Below are 20,045 nucleotides of genomic sequence, written 5' to 3'. Positions count from 1 at the left end.
TTAAAGAAATTGACTTTAACAAAGAGTTTTAGCTTTAACTGAACCGTATTGGGTTAGCCTGCACCGTTAATCCCCTCTGATTTCGACTAACGCTTCACCAGATCGTAAAAGCTCTAATGCTTCTGGCAATGTTGAATTCAGAATCTCTTTCAATCGGGCATTTGACGTATTGCCACATGTCAACCAGATAACTTGTGGCGGTGTTCCAAGACGATCAACTAAGTCAAGCTTTGTCACTGTCTTTGGTGATGAAGATGACTCCTCTAGCCCTCGCTGCCTCGAAAATTTCAGGATCTTCGGCATCTCTCAGTCCAACATCACGCAAAGCTAATGCGGTTATGCCGAATGTGATAGTGATCCAAGTTGCAATTGCAGGTGACAGATGTGCATCTACCCAGATCGTCATGCAACCAAAACGGGATGATTGAGCTTACGTGAAGCGTACACAAGTGCTGCTTTAAGATCATCCGCTTCTAAATCGGGCATTTCTTCTAGGATTTGTTCGGCACTCAGTCCCGCCGCAAACAAGTCGAGTACATCTGATACCCGAATTCTCATGCCCCGGATACAGGGACGACCACCACATTGTTTGGGATTAACTGTAATTCTTCCAAGTAAGTCTAACATACGGTTTCACTCGGAAATAGTCTTTAACCCAGTATATAAGGTAGGCGCTTCTTAGTTGCGAGTGTTGAATTGCTTGGTAATCAGGCAATTTGAAGCGTGCTAGGTTCAGGAATAGATTCACCTTCTACTTGCCAAGCTTCTAAGTATATTTCAATCACTTCTTCGCCATTACGAATAGCTTCCTCACGAGTTTTACCATGAGTGCAAGGCATAATAACGCGATCGGCAAACTCTGGAATCGTGACTAGGAAAAGCTGATCTTCATCAGACCATTGAATAATCATACTGTATCGATTCATAAATCCTCGTCCTCCCTTAACTCTTGAAGTTCAGTTAATAAACTTGCTAACTGTTTTTCTAAGTAACAGATAAAAGCTATGTTAAGACTTTTGTCAATCTTTATACCAAAAAACAGCGATGTTGCAACGCTTGTTTGAGTAAAATTTGATATTCTTTATCTCTAACCCCATAAGCACCAAATCTTTCCAAATGGGGATTCATCATTTGGGCATCAAAAAACACAAATTGCCTCTGACGCAATCTTTCCACCAACTTAACCATCGCCACCTTAGAACCTTCGGGAATCCGGTAAAACATCGACTCTCCAATAAAAGCCCCACCAATCACAATCCCTAAAATTCCCCCAGCTAGCTCATCACCCTGCCAAGTTTCAAAACTATAAGCGTAACCATTCTGGTAAAGTAGCGAATAAATCTCTCGTAATTCCGGTGAAATCCAAGTTGTCTCTCTGTCAGCACACCCAGCCACCACAGCTTGAAAGTCCCGATTAATCGCCACACTAAACCGCTCTTGATTGATAACACGCTGCAAAGACTTAGGATATCGAAACCGATCATCCAAAGGAATAAAAGTCCGATCGCGACTTCCGTACCAACTCAGGCGATCGCACTCATCAGCCATGAGAAAATAGCCTTGTGCATAACCATCAACAATAGCGGCGATATCATATTCCATAAATATAAAAAAACCAGAAAAACGCAATTTGCCATCAGTCAACCTCAGCGTTCCTCTGCGTTTCCCTCCGCGTCCCTTTGCGTTTAAAAAAAAATGACTCAACCAATTCCACCCATCACCCTACCACCCCCTGAAAACCCCTTGCTCGAAGGTGAATGGTTACGAGAAGGCTTACAACGGTGGCTAGATACAGAATTTATCCCCGAAGCAGTCAACCAAAATATTGCCCAACGAGCCGCACAGATTTTTGTGCGTCAACGGATGGAAGGAGAAAACGACCTTGGTTCTCTGGTAATTGCCATTGTCACAGAGATGCAGTCGTATGATTTTTCCAATAGTTTTTATGGAGAGTTTGCGATCGCCAACGCCGTCAGCGATCTACTCTTAGAAAGTCTAGGAATTGATAAGTGTTGTGGTCAATAATTTTGTCATTTACCAATGACTAATGACTCTTGACTACCAACTAGACTTAACAACTCCAGGCAAAAGACCTTGATGCGCCCATTCCCGTAGCACGTTCCGAGACAGTCCAAAATCGCGGTAAACGCCTCTAGAACGACCAGTCAACCAGCAACGGTTGCGGTGGCGGGTAGGCGCACTATTCCGGGGTAGCTGTTGAATCTTCCGGTGGATTTCCAGCTTATCCAGGGGAGATGCGGCACTTCTGAACTCTTCGAGAAGAGCTTCTCGTTTGTCAGCATACTTTTCTATCAACCTAGTGCGCTTTTTCTCGCGCTCAATCGAGCTCTTTTTTGCCATACATTTTTTAATTTATTTAAAGACACCATTCCCCATTCTACAGTCTCCCTATCAATTCTGGGGTTACTCGTGTCGCTTACTGGTTTGTCAAATTAAAATTGACCAACATGGATTAAGGCTGAAACGATGACGAAGGAAAGTTGTTTATGTCTTCTTTCTCCTTGTATCCCGGCTTTGGATCGATTTTTTTGACCAAGACTACCCTACAACCACTGGCTTATTCGCAGCAGGGCATAAATCGGCAAGCTCACAAGCAACACAGACGGGAGAGCGAGCTTTACAAATAGCACGACCGTGATAAATCAGTCGAATTGACCAATTTTCCCAATCTGCTTGCGGCAATAAACCCATTAAATCTTGCTCAATCCGCACGGGGTCTTTTGCTTCAGTTAAACCCAAACGTTCGCTAAGGCGCTTAACGTGAGTATCTACTGTCACCCCAGCATTAATGCCATAAGCATGAGCCAGGACTACGTTTGCTGTCTTCCGCGCCACACCTGGAAGCCTTAACAACAGTTCCATTTGGTTAGGGACAACAGAGTTAAACTCAGTCACAATTATCCGACAGGCGGCTTGAATGTTCTTGGCTTTATTGCGATAAAACCCAGTTGAACGCACCAAGGTTTCTAATTCTACCAAGTCAGCGATCGCTAAACTAGCAGCATCAGGGAATCTACCAAATAAAGCTGGTGTCACCTTATTCACCCGCTCATCAGTACACTGAGCAGAGAGAATAGTTGCCACCAACAATTGTACTGGTGTTGAGTAGTTCAAAGAGCAAGTAGCATCTGGATAAAGACGCTTCAATTGAGAGAGAATCTCTACCGCCCGTTGCTTTAAAGATGAAAGTTTCTTTTCCCGACTCCCGACTCCCGACTCCCGACTCCCTATTTTCATTGGAACAATCTTTGTACCCACTCTAATTGGCTAGTTAATTGGGTGGTTTCTTTGACTATCAGAAAAATACCTAGTCCTAAGAGTAGCACCAAACCAGTTTGCATTACACCTTCTTGAATCCGAGCAGGCACAGGCTTACCGCGCAAACCTTCAATCAGCAGAAAAGCGAGTTGTCCGCCATCCAAAGCTGGTAAAGGCAAAATGTTGATAATAGCCAAGTTAATGCTGATAATTGCGGCAAAAGACAACAGATTTACGCTATTATCTTCAGCTAATTTTGCCCCTATTTTGACAATATTAACTGGCCCAGAAACTTGTCCAACAGTTTGTTGAAAATTGGTAATCAACTGCCCAAAACCGCTAAGTGTCCCAACAAACAATTGTTGAAACCTGTTAGCAGCAATACCGAAAATTTCAAAAGGACTATTAGGACGGCGATAAACTGCTGTAGCATTTGGACTGAGTGCCACACCAACTACACCTTTGCCATCGGCTCCCAGTTTTGGTGTTAATTTCAGGGATTGTTGTTGGTTTTCACGCAGAATTTTCAGTTCGATTTGCTGATTAGGATGAGTTTGAATTTCTTTTGTCAGCAAAGGCGTTGACTTGTCAGAAGCCGGGAGTTCCTGACCGTTCACAGCCAGAATAATATCTCCTTCCCGAATTCCTGCTTGGTAGGCAATGGATTCTTGATTAACAGGCTGTACGATGACACCAGCTTTATAGTTTAATTCTTTAGGAATGCCAACGATACCCAATTGTAGAGCTAATACGAAGTAGGCAAATATTAAATTTGCGATCACTCCGGCACTGATGACGATCGCCCGGTCTAAAATTGGACGGTTACTCAGCAGATTCGGGTCATTGGGTGGAACATCGCTATCGGGGTCATCATCGGGAAAGCCGACAAAGCCGCCCAAGGGAAAGGCGCGGACAGCATATTCGGTTTGTGAACCTTGGTACTTTAAAAGAACTGGGCCAAAACCCAAAGAAAAGCGGTTAACGAGAATGCCTTGAGAACGTGCTGCAACAAAATGTCCCAACTCGTGTACTAAGATCAAAACAGCCAAGACTGCGATCGCTGCTAAAACTGACATAGAGTAAATTAGGGAAAATATTAAGCTATAGTTATTTCCATTCTAATTGGGCATTGGGCATTGGGCATTGGGCATTGGGCATTGGTAAAAGACAAAGGACAAATTATAAAACTTCACGTCCCAAGTAAGATTGCAGCGCTTCTGGTATCCTCACCGTCCCATCAGGTTGTTGATAATTCTCCAAAATTGCTGCCATAGTCCGTCCCACCGCCAAACCCGAACCATTGAGGGTATGTACGAACTGAGTGCCTTTCTTACCCGCCTCTTTGAAGCGAATATCAGCCCGTCGCGCCTGGAAATCTATAGTATTGGAACAGCTAGAAATTTCGCGGTATTTGCCAGAAGACGGCAACCAAACCTCTAAATCATAAGTTTTGGTAGAGGCAAATCCCAGATCCCCACTACTTAAATTTACTACTCGGTAAGGCAACTTCAACGCCTGTAAGATTGCTTCTGCATTCCCTACCAATTTCTCCAATTCATCAAAAGATGTACTGGGTTCGACAAATTTCACCATTTCCACCTTGTTAAATTGATGGAGGCGAATTAATCCCCGCATATCGCGCCCATAGCTACCAGCTTCGCGGCGAAAACAGGGAGTAAAAGCACAGTGATAGATAGGCAAGTTCTCAGCAGCAAGAATTTCACCCCGGTAGAGATTTGTAACTGGAACTTCCGCCGTAGGAATCAGCCACAAGTCATCATCCGCGCATTTAAAGCTTTCTTCCGCAAACTTGGGTAACTGACCGGTCGCCGTCAAAGACTCGGTATTAACTAACAAAGGCGGACTGACTTCCACATATCCCGCTTGAGTATGGAGAGTCAGCATAAATTGAATTAACGCCCTCTCTAAAGCCGCCCCAGCCCCTATCAATGTCACAAACCGGCTTTGGGCAACTTTCACAGCTCGCTCAACATTGAGAATACCTAGCTTTTCGCCAATTTCCCAGTGAGGGAGAATATTCGGGTTTTGGGGAATGTACTCATCACCCCAGCGCCGCACTTCTACGTTATCTTCCTCATTTTTACCAATGGGTGTAGAGTCGCTTGGTAAGTTGGGAAGTGCCAACACAAGTTGGGCAATTTCAGCTTTGAGGTCTTTTTCTTGGGGTTCCAGTTCACTCAACGTAGCTTTGACAGAGTTACCTTCATCCCGCAAAGCTTGAATTTCTGGGTCTTGAGAATTGATCCCAGATTTAATCTTTTGCCCAACAATTTTACCAATTTCGTTGCTACGAGCTTGGAGTTGACTGCGCGTCCCTTCTAATTCCCGTTGTTGCCGATCTAACTGTAATATCGGTTCAATGACGTATTTACCACTACGACTATTCAATCGTTCTTGAACTAATTGCGGATTTTCCCGTATTTGCTTAATATCCAGCACAGATTTTTCTCAGTTTTTAGCTTAGAATTTTCCTGTAAAAACAGTTAACACATAAGCATCAAGCATATAGTAATTTTGGTTTTCTGTGATTGGGAAAACAAAGTTTTTTAGAAAAATCAGTCTTAATCTATTATTAAAATTTTATCCTAGCATCATTGCCAGGGCTATGAAAGCAGATAATGCATTTAAATAATGTCCAATGCCCATCATGAACTGGTATCTTGAGTCACTGTTGTTTCAGTAACCTGAGCCAAACTCTGACCATTACCATTATTGTTATCAGCTGCTGCAAAAGTCCTTTGAGTAATATTCTGTGCTTCCTTTTCGTCTCTAGTTTGTCCAGGTGAAGGTAACCAGTATGCAAGTACACTTGTTAAACCACCCCAGTAAAGCGCAATATTCTTGTCGTCCTCTGGCGATGGCGAGCCAAGCTTAAAAATGCACAACCCCAGCACGATACTACTAAACAAAACCTGTACGCCAAATCTCCACGCTTCTTGATTAAATTTCTGTGCCGATTGATTTCTCATGGTGTAAGACTTCCAAAAAAGGTGTTTATCATCCCTGTGCAACTTTTTAGTAGGATGTTTTTTTCAAATAATCTATAGTTGTCTTCACACCTTGGGCTGTTTGTTACGGAAAAGTAGGATAAGATTAGGCGATTAATTTGCTAAATAGAAAAAATAAGGGGAAATTATTTACTCTCCCCGGCTCTGCCCTTATATTAAGGTCTGTTAATGCGATTGAGCAGCCAAAGTGAGGCAATAAGTCCTGCAAAATGGGCTGAGACAGTGTTGGTATTTGCCTGTACTACAAGCATATCTAGACCGCTAATAATCCGGGTGGGATCAAACAATTGGGTAGTTACCGCTTGGGGAGATATGGATCTTGCGACCAATGTCCCAACGATCGCTTGCGCCCCCAAAAGAGTCACCAGCGTTCCTCCTAAATTCACCCACAGCCCTAAGCGTAATACTTGCACAGTCTCGCTTTTCCGAGGGCGATTGCTGGGATTGGAGGATTCCAATTGCTTACCGATTCTAGTGTAACGGTAAGCTAAATAAATCCCCCCACCCAAAATAACTAGTCCACAAATTGCTAAAAATACGCCAAAGCCAGTCCCAGGATTATTACTAGAACTGCCAGTTCTTTGATTAAAGACGGCAAACAGCAGCACAATTATGCTAGAGACAACGCCTAGTACTAGCTGAATCCAGAAGCTAATCCAACCTGTAAGGCGAAAAGTTTGGGCAATTGCCCGTAGAGTTGAGGAAGATGATGGGGCATCGGGAGTTTGTGACATACTGATCACCAATGTGCTGGGCGCTTTCAAAGGACACAAAAACACAGGGACACGGAAAGCCTTGTTAAGAGGTATCGCACTTTGCGTCTCTCCCTTTCCTAGTCTTTGCGTCTTCTTTGATAAATTTACTATCACATTGACCAGATAAGACAAGACGATCTCAAGTCCAAGAAATCAGTAAGGGTTACTGCTTAGGTGTGTCCACAGGCGTAGTAGTTTTAACCGAAACATAGCGGTTCCCACTCAGATGCGGTACAATATTATATTACGAGGTGTAGGGACACGGCAGTGCCGTGTCCCTACGGGTGTACCTCACGTAAACGAGAACCGAAATATATTTCTAGCTTAAGCTTTGAGAATCTGCGTTGAGAGAATCACTGTAAAACAAAGTGTTTATTAAGTTTTGCAGACAAAATAGCATTTTACCTGTAAAATTTCTTCGGTGGCATTTTATTGCTTAAGCAGTTCTAACCAGTCCGGGATCACCTAAACACCAAAATAGGGACTTTGCCACTGTCTGTTCGCTCCTCACCACACCGGATCTAACTTGGGTAAGAGTACTCTACTTTGTACCCCTAAAAATCGCAAACTCTTCCCACAACTTCGGAGTAGTGGGAAGAGTTTGGTGTTTACGCTTTGGAAATCTAGCCTAAGTAGCTTTATATATCACTCACTTAAGAGTACCACCATATACTGACTACAAGGATTGTAGACCTTACCATAAGGCATTTTTTTAGCCATTCACTAACCATGAAACTTGAGGATATATATCAATTCTTTGAGAATCCTCCGCCAAGTTACCTTTGTCAGGAACTAGCAGTTTGTTACATACTGTCTGTTTTGTTACAAAGTGAATCCTACGGAACCGAGTTGATTCAGCAATTAGAAACTGAATATCCCACCTATAGGCTTTCAGATACCGTACTTTACAGTGCAATCAAATTTCTGGAAGACCAAAAAGCAATCAACGGATATTGGAAGAAACTCGAAGGACGCGGACGCCCGAGGCGGATGTACCAAGTTTCTCCAGAATGGCAAGTTCAAGCGCAGGATTTAGCTGTTCTTTGGCAAAACTACATCCACAGGAGGACAAAGTAATACCATTTTAGATTTTAAATTTTAGATTTTGGATTGTGGAAAAGTCCCTAGTAATCGTTTTTTGTCGCTCCATTTGTCGAAATCATTGTTCAATAGGAGTTACGCAAACAATAGCCAAAAAGAATAATTTTTAGGTAGGGGCAATTCATGAATTGCCCCTACAGCGTGTATTTTTGCGTAAGTCCTATTCAAATTGGCATAACGAAATAATTGATAATGAATAAGTCTCCTCTAGTCAAACAGTAAGAATTAGTTATGGATACTGCTATTTTGCCATCTACATTTCTGCTAACCTTGTTGTTATCAGTGGGGCTGTTTTTCTTTATTCGTGCCTCGACTAAAGACCGCACACAAACAGTGGAACTAGTATCTGAGCAAGACGAATCTGCTTTAATGGCTCAATTAAAAGAGTATTTTCGATCGCGATCTTACCGAGTGGCAGTGGTAGACCAAGAACAAAACAAAGTGATTTTTGAAGGTAATGTTCGCCCGAGCTGGTTCTTAGCTATATTTCTAACTCTACTGGCAGCTATTGGTATTTTTTGCCTATCGCTAGTTGTGTCTCTGGTTTTTCCTAGCCTTAGTACCCTTATTCTTGCTACGGTACTGCTGTCGCCTTTAAGTGGCCTTTTTTATTGGAAAAAATCTGGAAGAATTGAGAAAGTATCGCTCAAAGTAGAAACAATTAAAAGCGAACAAACCTCCTCAAGTAAGATTACTGTAGTTGCCCATCGAGATGAACTAAGTGAGTTACAGAGAATTCTGCATTTAAAGGCTAGTGAATAATTGTTAATTTTTGTGACCATTTCTTGACTATGATATGCAGACTTCTAACTTGACCTACTCCTTGGACAATGGAAAATAGGAAGGAGGAAATCAAGACTGTTACTTTGTCAGTTTTCCCCACGACTTGCGTCATGGGGAAAAATTTAAATTTATTAACTTAAATTTGTTGACAGAGCTTTCTAACAATCTCCGGGATAGAGCGCAACTTCACTAGCGCTTTTGGACGCGCTTGGCTCTATACCCACTCCTTTCTGCATTATGAAACCAGTACCAACCCATGCAACCTAGCGTGGTTTGAGACAAGTTAACTTTCCAATTACTTGGTCTAGTCTTAAAAATCAAATCAGCTCCAAACTAAAAAAAAATTAAATTTTGCATAAACTTAGCAATTTTGCTAGTTAATGATAGTCAGGAGCCACATTCAATGTGTAAGATGACCATTTCTAGTTCATCGACTAGCTAAAGCAAGAGGTTCTTGCACTGGCGAAGGTTCTAACACCCTCAAGCTAGGAAACAAGAAATGATTTTCTTCTACGTATTGAGCACCAAACAGTCCCTTTTCTGCCCAGAAATAACGGTCTGTAGTGTGTTCATTTCTCTTTACGAGTAGCAACGCAGGTGGCAAAATACCTTCAGCTTGAATAAATCTTCTTGCTGCTGTCACAGGTTTCTCTTCGCCACTTTCGATACTATATTGAGGCACATGTTCTAGAATCCGCCGTCCTTCCTGGCGACGACGACTTTTTCTTTTGCGTCTCCTTGCCAACTCATTGTCCTCCTCTTTCAAGCTATAGATTGTAGTGATAGCTACAAAATTTGTCGTCATTATATAAGTTCTAATTCAGAATATCAATAGTTTTTAACCTTTTAGTGTAAGAAAATTAATATTTTTGAGATAGGTAAAATAAAAGCAACTAAGGATATAATCCCCTGGTACAAACCATCACTAAGAAGATTTTAGTTAAGCTTTATTAAATGAGTGAGGTAAAAACTAAGTATTCTCTCTTAATCATGCCTCGAAGTCTGTAATCTTGAGCAAGAGTTAAAAAATGTTAATGTATGCCAGTTCCGATTTTCTTGCTCTGTGCCGAGAGCAAATCGCGCTGTTAACCCAAGGGCTGGGAGCATCTTTAAGTGTTGTGTACCTAACACAAGAATTGCTAGAGACTCCTTCAGGTGAGGCAAAACTGATTCCTGTGGTGATTTACCCGGAGACAGGATTATTACTGCAAGGAGAGGAAACTGCTGAGGCGGCAGCACGCCAGCAACTTCAAGTTGGAAATGTGGCGGTATTATCCAATCATCAGAGAAGGTTATTGACAGGAGGGGCAGAATTTCCAACCTCGTCACGGGAGTCTGAGAACCCAGATGCGTCTCAACCCCATCTAAAAGAAGAATACCTACTTAATGGCAACCAAATTGTTTTACCTTTGATTTATGAGGGTGTGATGATGGGGTTACTAGTGACAGGTAGGCATGACCGGGCATGGAATGAACACGAGCAAAGTCAGATTCAACGGATGGTCAAAACACTAGCGATCGCTTGTATTGTAGATCAGCGACGAGCATGGTTTGAGCAGCAGTTGCATGAACAACAAATTTTGCAAGAAAAACAGCGCGATTTGCTGGATAACCTGTTGCATCAGTTTCGTAACCCATTAACGGCGTTGCGAACTTTTGGCAAACTGCTATTGAAGCGACTACAACCAGCAGACGCTAATCGGAATGTGGCAAATAGTATAGTGCGGGAAAGCGATCGCCTCCAAGAATTATTGCAACAATTTGATCAAGTAATTGATTTGACAGAGGCAGATTTAGAACCATTACATCTGGCAGAAAATGAAGTATTTGTGGAAGCAACTATCCAAAAAGCCGCTAAACCTCTGCTATTATTGCCGGGAACGGGAGATAAAGCAGTTGAATGCTCGTTAGCAGAGATATTAGAACCATTATTAATATCAGCCAAAGCGATCGCCCAAGAGCGAAAGCTACAATTAATAACTGAATTTAAACAGAATTTACCACCAGTACGTGCCAACGTCAAAGCATTACGAGAAGTGTTAACTAACATTATCGATAATGCTTTGAAATACACTCCCACTGGTGGCAAAATTTTGATCCAGGCGGGGCAAGAAAAAGCTAATTTTCAGGGAATTGTGATCAGTGACAACGGCCCTGGCATTCCACCCCAGGATTTAGAGCATCTTGGAGAACGGCATTACCGGGGTGTACAAGCGCAAACAGCAATCCCTGGGACAGGATTAGGGGTAGCGATCGCTAAACAATTAATAGAGCAAATGCAGGGCGAAATCGAGGTTTTCAGCCCTGCAATCAACTCTAAGTTAACTTCACCTGATACGCCGGGAACTACGTTTATTATTTGGTTACCGGAAGTTAGGAAACGCGATTAATCGCGTCTGTTTTCAATCTGATTTTGAAGAATCTGTTCCAGATATGACTTATGCAAACAATAGCCAAAAAGAATGATTTTTAGGTAGGGGCAATTCATGAATTTTTTAGGTAGGGGCAATTCATGAATTGCCCCTACAGCGTGTATTTTTGCGTAAGTCCTACCAGAATTTCATTCATCACACGGGCGTTGTGCTGCAAGTATTCATTGACGAACATATCACCGTGATTGCCCCAACCATTGGAAACTGATACTTTACCTGTGGTGATGTTAATCCAACTGTTTATGTTGTCGGGGACTGGCTGATTTTCTTGCGAACAAATTAAGTGGATATTAGCTCTGATTTGTCCATTGTTAACCACATTATTTAAGTAGCGCATATAAGCAATCATTTTCGTTTTGAGTTTGTCTTGAAAATATGGATTGCTCAATATCATGCTTAAATCTTTGTCTTCTTTAACAAAGGTGGAATAGTAGCCAATTTCTGCATCAACTTGCTCTTGAATCATCGCCTCGCTTTCATTGCGCTGGCAAAACCGGGGAATGGAATCTAACATAATGATGTCTGAAACTTGACGACCTCGATCCTCTAGACCTTTTGCTACCTCAAAAGCTAAATTACCTCCCGCGCAGTACCCTAATAACAAGTACGAACCCTTTGGTTGAGCCTTTTCCAGCAATTGAACGTAGCGTGCAACGGGATCTTTGTCTTCGATAAAGTCTAAACCATATACTGAGTAGGACTTGAGATGTTGAGCTAGCCCTTTAAATGCGATTCCATAACCCAAGACGGTGGGTAAGGCAAAGATGTATCTTTCACCTTGGTTACTGAGCAAGATCATCTGCTCCTTGCCAATAATATCGTTATAAGCCCCAATCGTGGTAGTATAGTCGCCCAGCGTCCGAATCGTTGAAAATTCAAAGACAGACTTGAGGGCGATTTCAATGCCCAAAGATTTGCGAATTCGGGAAAGTAGCATCAGTGCTTTTAAACTGTGACCGCCAAGAGCAAAGAAATCATCATGAACCCCCACGGTTTTAATACCAAGTAAATCTTGCCAAATCCCAGCTAAAACTGTTTCTATAGAACTCTTGGGTAGTTCGTGTGCTTGATTTTGCTTTTGAGTAAGTCCAGTTTCTTGCAGTAGGGCTTTGCGGTCAAGCTTTCCGTTATAGGTTAAGGGAAACCGATTCACAAATTGGAAATCGTTGGGAATCAGGTATTGTGGTAGCTGATTGTCAAGAAAAGCACGAATACTTTTTACTAAAGTCTCCACTTGTACCCATTCCTCCTCTGCTTCTTCTCCCTGAGATTTAATCGAAGTGTCGGACAAGTTGAAAGTTTGACTTTGGCCTCTATGAGCGTAAATTTTATAAAGGTTAGTACCTTTGAGTAAGTTGTCTTGAGCAATCTGAACCTGAAACCCGTATCCAACCAAACGTTTTTTGACTTGTTCAAGCCGCCCTTCGATATCGTGAACTTCTACGATTAATTGTTTAATTTTTTGCCAGTCTTCCGCATCAATACCATCCAGGACGTTGATTTCATTTTTTTCAACATCAATCTTTAACAAGTCGATATGATTAATATCCAACTCTCTCAAAACTAAGGATAGCGGTTTGAGATGAACAACTTGCTGGTGCGATCGCATTCGGTCATCTAAAAGATTGTCCAATTCCTGTTTTGTTAAGACTACGCCAGCAGATCCTTTGGCTTTCTCGTCGTTTATGATAAACGATGACACGATTCTTCTATCATCCTCAACATCGCCGTATTCACCCGACATAACTGTGTTCGTAGGATAATACGTAAAAATGGGCTGACTTTCTTCACAGGAAAATCCAAAGGGATAGCACTTAATTTTGTGACTATAAAGGGCAGCATTTTTGCTTAAGGTTGCATAGATTGGAGCAATGGGTTCAAAAGCGTAAATCTGCGCTTCGGGACACTTCTGATTGATTAACAGCGAAAACATCCCGATATTGGCTCCCACATCGAAGACGATATCACCATTGCTAATAGTAATTCCATGAGCTAAGTAATTCTCTTCTTCAAAGATGTCCTGATATAGGTAATCTGTTTCTTTCCGATTCATCCCAAAAATCGGCAAGCCATTGGGTAGGTAATGCAGCTGGTTTTGGAGATTGGCGTCTTCGGAAATCAATTTAACTAAATGTCTGAGTAGTGGTGCTTGCCCATAACTAGGGATAATATAAGCCTGTAACTGTGCAATGTTAGCCGTTGATTCAGTTAAGATAGCAACAGCATCTTCGACTCCAGGATGCTGCTTGAGCATGGTTTCCACTTCACCCAATTCTACGCGGTGTCCTCTAATCTTCACCTGGTCGTCTTTTCGACCTAAGTAAATAATTTCTCCATTTTCTAACCATTTGCCCAAATCTCCTGAGCGGTAAAGTTTACTTTCTGGCTCTAGCGGATGTTCAATAAATTGTGCTGCACTTAATGTAGAGTTTTGCCAATAACCAGAGGCTAAACAGGAACCAGCAATATAAATTTCACCTATACATCCAATAGGAACAGGCAACAAATATCTGTTGAGAATATAAATTTTGGTATTATCTATTGGCTTACCAATAGTGATGCAGTCTGGCTCTGTTACTCGACTAACAATACATCCCACTGTTGCTTCTGCTGGGCCATACTCGTTGTAAATTTCCATGCTAGGATTTAGAGCCAGTAATGTTTCGACTTGCTCTTTTTTCAACTCCTCGCCACCCACAATGGCTAATTGGATGGCAATTTGCTTTGCTTCTAATTGTTTTAAAGCTGAAATATGTGATGGTGTTAGTTTGATAGTATCAATTTGGGTTCCCAAGTCGATAATTTGTCTGAGGGTTTGGTCAATTTCTTCTCTGTCTACGACTACCACCGTCTTACCAATAACCAAAGGACAGAAAAGGCTAGTTATAGTTAAATCGAAAGCAGGAGAGGTAAACAATGGCATGTTTCCCATATCCCGTTTTTGGAAGTAAAATTTGGAACACCATTGGATGTAATTAAAGAGACTGGAATGATTAACTGCGATTCCTTTTGGTTTTCCAGTTGAACCAGATGTAAAGATGATATATGCTAAGTCTGCGGGTGATGGTAAATGGTTAGTTGAAAGTGGCTCAAGAGCATCCTGATCAGCGATTACAACAACAGTGCCAGAAAAGTTTTCCTGTTTGAGGCTAAATATATCATCAGCGATCGCCACCTTTGCACCAGATTCCTTAATAATAGAGAGATTTCGTTCTATGGGTGCTTGGGAATCTAGCGCCAAAAACCCGCACCCTGCTTTCATCACAGCCAATACCGCAATGACGAACTGTTCGGAAGGCGGAAGCAGAATTGCGATTGGTTCGCCGCGTTGCACTTCTATTTTTGTTACCAGATAAGCCGCAATTTTGCCAGAGGCGGTACACAGTTCTCGATAGCTGAGGTTTTTGTCAGCAAAACGGACTGCTGTTGCATCTGGAGTTTGATTGGCTTGTTGTTCAATCAAATCAACTATGGTTTTTTCCTGGTCGCAGACAGCTTTAGTCGCATTAAAATCTGATAGTAGCAGATGGCTTTCGCGATCGCTCAAAATTCGGATATCAGCGATCGCAATTTCTGGAGATTTCAGCACAGTTGCGATGATATTGTTCAGATGGCTCTCAAGGCGTTGAATATATGCCAAACTAAAAACTTTCGCATTATATAAAAACCGGAATTGCAGTTGTTTACCTGGAGTTATAACTACCGAGAAATCATAATTACTTTGTTCTACAACCTGGACTTTTTCAATATTAAACCCGTAGTGAGTTGTTTCTATAGTTTCGCGCACTTGGTCATGGGCAGGATAATTTTGAAATACAATTACATGGTCTAGCAAACTAGAACGATGTTCGCTCAATGCCTGAATATCAGCTAATGAATAATAACTATGTTCAATACTAGCGATCGCATCTTTTTGAATCTGTTCAATTAATTGCCCAAATGTCAATTTCGGTTCCATCCGAACTCGCACTGGAATGGTATTGATGAACAAACCAAGCATCTGTTCAACGCCCTTAATTTCAGGAGGGCGACCCGATACCGTGGAGCCAAAAATAACGTCATCGACATCATGATAATGAGCTAACAAGACAGCCCAAATACTTTGAACCAAGCTGTTAAGGGTAACTTGCAATTTACGAGCCAACTGCTCTAATTGGCTGGTAGTTTGTTCGTCTAGTTTCAATGCAAATGTAAATAATTGATAACCTACTTCTGCAAACTGACTTTTTGGCATCCTAGCTGGATAGTTATAACCCTGTAAATACTCCTTCCAGTAGTGCTTTGCTGCCTCTGTATTTTGCTGTTTTAACCAGCGAATAAAATAGCTGTAAGGTGGTGCAGTGTTAGCATTGGGAATCTTGCCATCAACTAATGTTTTGTAAGTGTCAATTAACTGCCCAAGCACCAAACCAGAAGACCAACCATCTATAATAATATGGTGATGCGTCCAGAGTATTTCGTAGCTATCGGGGCGCGTCTGAAAAACCGCGACTCGCATCAGCAAATCTCGGTCTAACTTAAATCCTTTTTTTCGGTCTTCCTGTTGGTAATTCTCTAAATAAGCTTCTTGTTCTTTTCCTCTCAAATGCTGAATATTTTCATAGTGAAAGTTTACCTGACATTCCCTTAAGACCATTTGTAAGGGTTGTGCAGCTTTCTGAGGAATTAATATAGTTCTAAAAATATCATTTTGCTTAAACAGTTCGTTCCAACTTTTCTCAAATAAGTCAATATTAAAATCACCAGTAATTAAACAGGAGATTTGCTCTAAAAAAGTACCAGGACTTTCATCGTAGAGAGAATGAAACAGCATTCCCTCCTGCATCGGTGTTAATGGGTACAAATCTTTTAAATTTTCTTTACTTGTGTTGAGAGTCTGATGTTTATTTGAATTCATTTTGTTTTTTCTCCTTAGTTATGTTTAGAGTGGTTTTTGGCGGTGGATATTTGTGGAATGATTTATCTCACGCAGAGACGCAGAGACGCAGAGAGTATAAGGAGTTTTGGATTTCGATACGTAAGATTTCATTTGCTGATTTAGTAATGTCTAATTTTATTTCTACCTGATTATTCTTCTGCAAAAATGTCTTCAAATTCCTCCAAAGTCAAATTGTCGTATGTTAAATCAGAAGGGGTAAGTTCAAGAGTTTTTTGCTGCTGACAATGGTTAATAATCGCTTTCAAAGCATCTTCGTAATTATCTAATAGTTTTTGGATACTTTGCTGCTGAAATCGGTTAGTACAAAAAGTAATTGAAAGTCTTAGTTTCCCATGATGAACAAATCCCGAAAATTCTAATTCGTGTGTTCGTCTGGATTCAGGGTCAATCAAATTACCGCATGGCTCTTCAGCTAAATTAAGTCCACTGAAGCTGATGTCTTCGTCGATACGCCCCAAGTAGTTAAACAGAATCGCCGGCTGATGATGAATCCAAGAACTTTGCTCATTTAATATTAAGTAGCGCCAGATACCGTAACCTATACCTTTGTGAGGAATCCGTCGCAACATTTCTTTAATTGACTTGATTTGATATCCCAAATCATTAGCGATACCTAAATCGAGCAGCACCGGATAAATACTTGTGAACCAGCCTATGGTACGGCTGACATTTACCCCATCAATGTCATCAACTCGTCCATGTCCCTCCAAATCAATTAAAGAGCGCCGACATCCACACCACGTATTGAGGGCGTGAGCCAAAGCAGTCAGCAAGATATCATTAATTTCGGTGTTATAAGGACGGTTAACTTCTGTTAATAATGAGTTTGTTTCCTCTGCGGTTAAAGTAAAAGCTAGGGCGCAACTATCCTGGACAAGATTTTCTCTCTCAGGAGTATCGATTTTTAAAGTATCCACCATCGTCTTAGCTAGGTGCTGCCAATACTCTATTTCTTGCTGTAATATTTGACTGGTACTATATTCTTGCAGTGCGGTTGACCATCGCTGATAAGAGTCTGTTTTAGCAGGAAATTTGATTTGTAAACCTGCACAAGCTTGTTCATATCCTTGAGAAAGATCCTCCATTAAGATCCGCCAAGATACGCCATCAATAACTAGATGGTGAGCAACCATTAAAAGTCTATCTCCTCGATCCAAGTGGAAGAGAATAAAACGGATTAAAGGGCCGCGCTCCAGATTCATCGTAGCTTGAACCCGATTAGCTTCTGCGTCTAATTGACTGATTGCATCGGCTTGTTCCGCTAAATCAATAATTTCAAAACTGAAGGGATTTTCAGCCCTTTCAGATTCCTGCACAACGGAACCGTTGACATACCTAAATCGCAATCTCAGTGCGTCGTGATGTAATTGAATCTGTCGAACAACGCTGCGTAAAGCATCCACATTCCAGCGATCTGGAGTGGCGAGCATAATAGACTGATTAAAATGATGTTTTTTGCCTGGGTAAGTTGAGAAAAACCAAAGTTGAATTGGGGTCAGTGGTACAATTCCTGATATAGTCCCCTGTTCAGCTTGATTGTTTTGTAAAACTGCTTGTTGGGCGAGTTCGGCAATAGTTGGAAACTGAAATAAATGTCTTTCTTTGATTTTGAGGTTGTGCTGGGCTAAACGGGATACTACTTGAATAGCCTTAATGGAATCTCCACCGAGTTCAAAAAAGTTGTCATAAATACCGACTTCTTGCAATCCCAATACTTGACACCAAATGGCGGCTAGAATTTTTTCTGTAGGAGTATTAGGTGTTACAAAGCTGACTGCTAAATTTACGGTTGCGTCTGGTGCTGGTAAAGCGCGGCGATCGCATTTGCCATTAGCCGTTAGTGGCAAGGCTTTCATCTCCACAAAGGCACTAGGCACCATGTAATCTGGCAGTTTTTCACCTAAGAAGTGGCGAACTTTGCTGGTGTCGATTGATACAGTATTGTTAACAATATATGCTACCAAGCGCTTGTTACTTGGTTGATCTTCCCGGAGAATAACTACAGTTTCTTGCACCTGGGGATGTTGTCTCAACACCGCCTCAATTTCTCCCAATTCGATGCGGAAACCCCTTAGTTTTACCTGATGATCAATCCGACCAAGATATTCGATATTACCATCTGATAAATAGCGAGCTAAGTCCCCAGTTTTGTAAAGACGGCTTCCCGGCTGATTATCAAAGGGGTTGGGAATGAATTTCTGTGCAGTCAAATCGGGACGTGCGAGATAACCTCTCGCCAAACCAACGCCACCAATGTGCAGTTCACCGGGGATTCCCATTGGAACAGGTTGGAGGTATGTATCGAGAATGTAAAGTTTTATATTACTAATAGGATAACCTAGCGGTACTATTTGGCGATCGCTCTTTGGTTCGCATTGCCAAAAGGTAACGTCGATAGCGGCTTCCGTTGGCCCATAGAGATTGTGTAATTCGCACCCCAAACGTGCAAAGAAGCGCTCTTGGAGTTTCAAAGGTAGTGCTTCTCCACTGCAAAAAACACGCTGTAAGCAACTACAAGCATCAATTCCTGGCTCCTCTAGAAAAACTTGCAGCATAGAGGGGACGAAATGCAATGTAGTAATTTGCTGCTCTTGTATTAGCTTCAGCAAATAACCACTGTCCTTATGTCCTTCTGGTCTGGGCAAAACCAAACACGCTCCAGTAAACAATGGCCAAAATAACTCCCACACTGACACGTCGAAACTATAGGGAGTTTTTTGGAGAACGCGGTCTTGTGAGGTTAATTGATATGTTTCTTGCATCCAAACCAAGCGGTTGTAAATCCCCCGATGGGTGTTCATTACTCCTTTAGGTTTACCAGTAGAACCAGAAGTATAAATCACATAAACCAAATTATCCAGATTAACCGCACTCACAGGATTCTCCCTAGACTCCTGAGAAATCACCTCCCAATCAGCATCCAAACACACCAAGCGCCCCTGATTAACAGGTAAACTCGAAAGCAGCCGATTCTGAGTCAACAACACCCCAGTACAAGTATCCTCCAGCATCCAAGCCAAACGCTCTTGCGGTAATTGTGGGTCAATTGGCACATAAGCCCCACCAGCCTTCAGAACACCCAACACCCCCACAGCCATTTCCAAAGAACGCTCCATGCAGATACCCACCAGAACATCTGCCCCCACCCCCATTTTTTGTAAATAATGAGCCAGTTGATTAGCTCGCTCATTCAACTGTCGATAAGTTAATTGTTGTTGTTCATAAACAACCGCCACCGCATCGGGCGTCAGTTCCACTTGAGTTGCAAACATATTATGAATACACTCAAAACCATACTCGACTTCAGTATCATTCCACTCCACCAATAACTGTTGGCGTTGTAAGTCAACCAGCAAGGGGAATTCGTCAATTCGACAACTCGGATTGCTGACAATACCCAACAGCAAGGTTTGGAAATGTCCAATCATCCTCTTAATAGTGTCAGCATCAAATAAATCGCTGTTGTATTCCCAAGCCCCAGTCAAACCGTCTTCTGTCTCTGCCATCGACAAGAGTAAATCAAACTTCGCCGTGACGTTGGCTATTTCTAAAGGTATCAGGGTCAAACCAGGCACTTCTAGTTTGCCAATGGGGGCATTTTGCAAGGAAAACATTACCTGAAACAGGGGATTATGGCTTAAGGAACGCTCTGGTTGTAAGGCTTCTACCAGTTGCTCAAATGGCACGTCTTGGTGAGCGTAAGCATCCATCGCCACTTGTTTCACTC

The 20,045-nt window shown here is 41.9% G+C and carries 18 protein-coding genes; 4 read left to right on the top strand and 14 right to left on the bottom strand.

All coding sequences use genetic code 11. The features are described 5' to 3' along the window. Window positions 1–66: 66 nt before the first annotated feature. From F8S12_RS42045 to aat, 5 genes are all read right to left on the bottom strand, one after another. Window positions 67–303 (bottom strand): DUF5615 family PIN-like protein, encoded by a 237-nt coding sequence (locus F8S12_RS42045; RefSeq protein WP_331001431.1) that lies wholly within the window; start codon window positions 301–303, stop codon window positions 67–69. Continuing rightward, window positions 224–406, bottom strand: a complete 183-nt coding sequence (locus tag F8S12_RS40880) for a DUF5615 family PIN-like protein (RefSeq protein WP_230968221.1) — start codon at window positions 404–406, stop codon at window positions 224–226. The genes F8S12_RS42045 and F8S12_RS40880 overlap by 80 nt, the downstream gene beginning before the upstream one ends. Continuing rightward, complete coding sequence (locus tag F8S12_RS23745; RefSeq protein ID WP_196518778.1) at window positions 403–627, bottom strand: DUF433 domain-containing protein; 225 nt, start codon at window positions 625–627, stop codon at window positions 403–405. Before F8S12_RS23745 ends, F8S12_RS40880 begins: the two co-directional genes overlap by 4 nt. 80 nt (window positions 628–707) lie before the next feature. After that, entirely contained in the window at window positions 708–926 is a 219-nt protein-coding gene (locus F8S12_RS23740; protein WP_196518777.1) for a type II toxin-antitoxin system HicB family antitoxin, read from the bottom strand. A 100-nt stretch (window positions 927–1,026) separates the two neighbouring features. Beyond that, complete coding sequence (gene aat / locus F8S12_RS23735; protein ID WP_196518803.1) at window positions 1,027–1,602, bottom strand: leucyl/phenylalanyl-tRNA--protein transferase; 576 nt, start codon at window positions 1,600–1,602, stop codon at window positions 1,027–1,029. Between the two features lie 93 nt (window positions 1,603–1,695). Here aat and F8S12_RS23730 point away from each other — a divergent pair, with 93 nt between their 5' ends. Then, window positions 1,696–2,025, top strand: a complete 330-nt coding sequence (locus F8S12_RS23730) for a hypothetical protein (protein WP_196518776.1) — start codon at window positions 1,696–1,698, stop codon at window positions 2,023–2,025. Window positions 2,026–2,058: 33 nt separating this feature from the next. On the opposite strand, the gene rpsN is transcribed toward F8S12_RS23730, so the two are convergent. The 6 genes from rpsN to F8S12_RS23700 all read right to left on the bottom strand — a co-directional run bounded on the left by rpsN (window position 2,059) and on the right by F8S12_RS23700 (window position 7,042). Continuing rightward, a complete protein-coding gene (gene rpsN, locus F8S12_RS23725) occupies window positions 2,059–2,361 on the bottom strand; it encodes a 30S ribosomal protein S14 (RefSeq protein ID WP_196518775.1) in 303 nt (100 codons plus the stop codon). 198 nt (window positions 2,362–2,559) lie between these two features. Continuing rightward, window positions 2,560–3,258, bottom strand: a complete 699-nt coding sequence (gene nth, locus F8S12_RS23720) for an endonuclease III (protein ID WP_196518774.1) — start codon at window positions 3,256–3,258, stop codon at window positions 2,560–2,562. Continuing rightward, a complete protein-coding gene (gene rseP, locus F8S12_RS23715) occupies window positions 3,255–4,355 on the bottom strand; it encodes an RIP metalloprotease RseP (protein WP_196518773.1) in 1,101 nt (366 codons plus the stop codon). The genes nth and rseP overlap by 4 nt, the downstream gene beginning before the upstream one ends. A 103-nt stretch (window positions 4,356–4,458) precedes the next feature. Continuing rightward, complete coding sequence (gene serS, locus F8S12_RS23710) at window positions 4,459–5,739, bottom strand: serine--tRNA ligase (RefSeq protein WP_196518772.1); 1,281 nt, start codon at window positions 5,737–5,739, stop codon at window positions 4,459–4,461. 206 nt (window positions 5,740–5,945) lie between these two features. Beyond that, window positions 5,946–6,269 (bottom strand): hypothetical protein, encoded by a 324-nt coding sequence (locus F8S12_RS23705; protein WP_196518771.1) that lies wholly within the window; start codon window positions 6,267–6,269, stop codon window positions 5,946–5,948. A 194-nt stretch (window positions 6,270–6,463) separates the two neighbouring features. Then, the gene (locus F8S12_RS23700) at window positions 6,464–7,042 is read right to left on the bottom strand and encodes a DUF3611 family protein (protein WP_196518770.1); all 579 of its coding nucleotides are present in this window, start codon (window positions 7,040–7,042) and stop codon (window positions 6,464–6,466) included. A 750-nt stretch (window positions 7,043–7,792) separates the two neighbouring features. Here F8S12_RS23700 and F8S12_RS23695 point away from each other — a divergent pair. Both F8S12_RS23695 and F8S12_RS23690 read left to right on the top strand, forming a co-directional pair. Then, window positions 7,793–8,140, top strand: coding sequence for a PadR family transcriptional regulator (locus tag F8S12_RS23695; RefSeq protein ID WP_196518769.1), 348 nt, complete (start codon window positions 7,793–7,795; stop codon window positions 8,138–8,140). Window positions 8,141–8,395: 255 nt separating this feature from the next. Then, window positions 8,396–8,926 (top strand): cofactor assembly of complex C subunit B, encoded by a 531-nt coding sequence (locus tag F8S12_RS23690; RefSeq protein WP_196518768.1) that lies wholly within the window; start codon window positions 8,396–8,398, stop codon window positions 8,924–8,926. A gap of 448 nt (window positions 8,927–9,374) precedes the next feature. Here F8S12_RS23690 and F8S12_RS23685 read toward each other — a convergent pair whose 3' ends face one another. Continuing rightward, window positions 9,375–9,692, bottom strand: coding sequence for a DUF3155 domain-containing protein (locus F8S12_RS23685; RefSeq protein ID WP_196518802.1), 318 nt, complete (start codon window positions 9,690–9,692; stop codon window positions 9,375–9,377). Between the two features lie 283 nt (window positions 9,693–9,975). Here F8S12_RS23685 and F8S12_RS23680 point away from each other — a divergent pair, with 283 nt between their 5' ends. After that, entirely contained in the window at window positions 9,976–11,337 is a 1,362-nt protein-coding gene (locus F8S12_RS23680) for a sensor histidine kinase (RefSeq protein WP_196518767.1), read from the top strand. A gap of 133 nt (window positions 11,338–11,470) precedes the next feature. Here F8S12_RS23680 and F8S12_RS23675 read toward each other — a convergent pair whose 3' ends face one another. Next, the gene (locus F8S12_RS23675; protein WP_196518766.1) at window positions 11,471–16,276 is read right to left on the bottom strand and encodes a non-ribosomal peptide synthetase; all 4,806 of its coding nucleotides are present in this window, start codon (window positions 16,274–16,276) and stop codon (window positions 11,471–11,473) included. 170 nt (window positions 16,277–16,446) lie between these two features. Further along, window positions 16,447–20,045 (bottom strand): non-ribosomal peptide synthetase (locus F8S12_RS23670; protein ID WP_196518765.1); only part of this gene is annotated, 3,599 nt, incomplete at its 5' end.

Origin of the sequence: Nostoc sp. WHI (assembly GCF_015714725.1) — a bacterium.
Classification (GTDB): domain Bacteria; phylum Cyanobacteriota; class Cyanobacteriia; order Cyanobacteriales; family Nostocaceae; genus Nostoc.
This window is presented reverse-complemented; position numbering and strand designations above follow the sequence as displayed.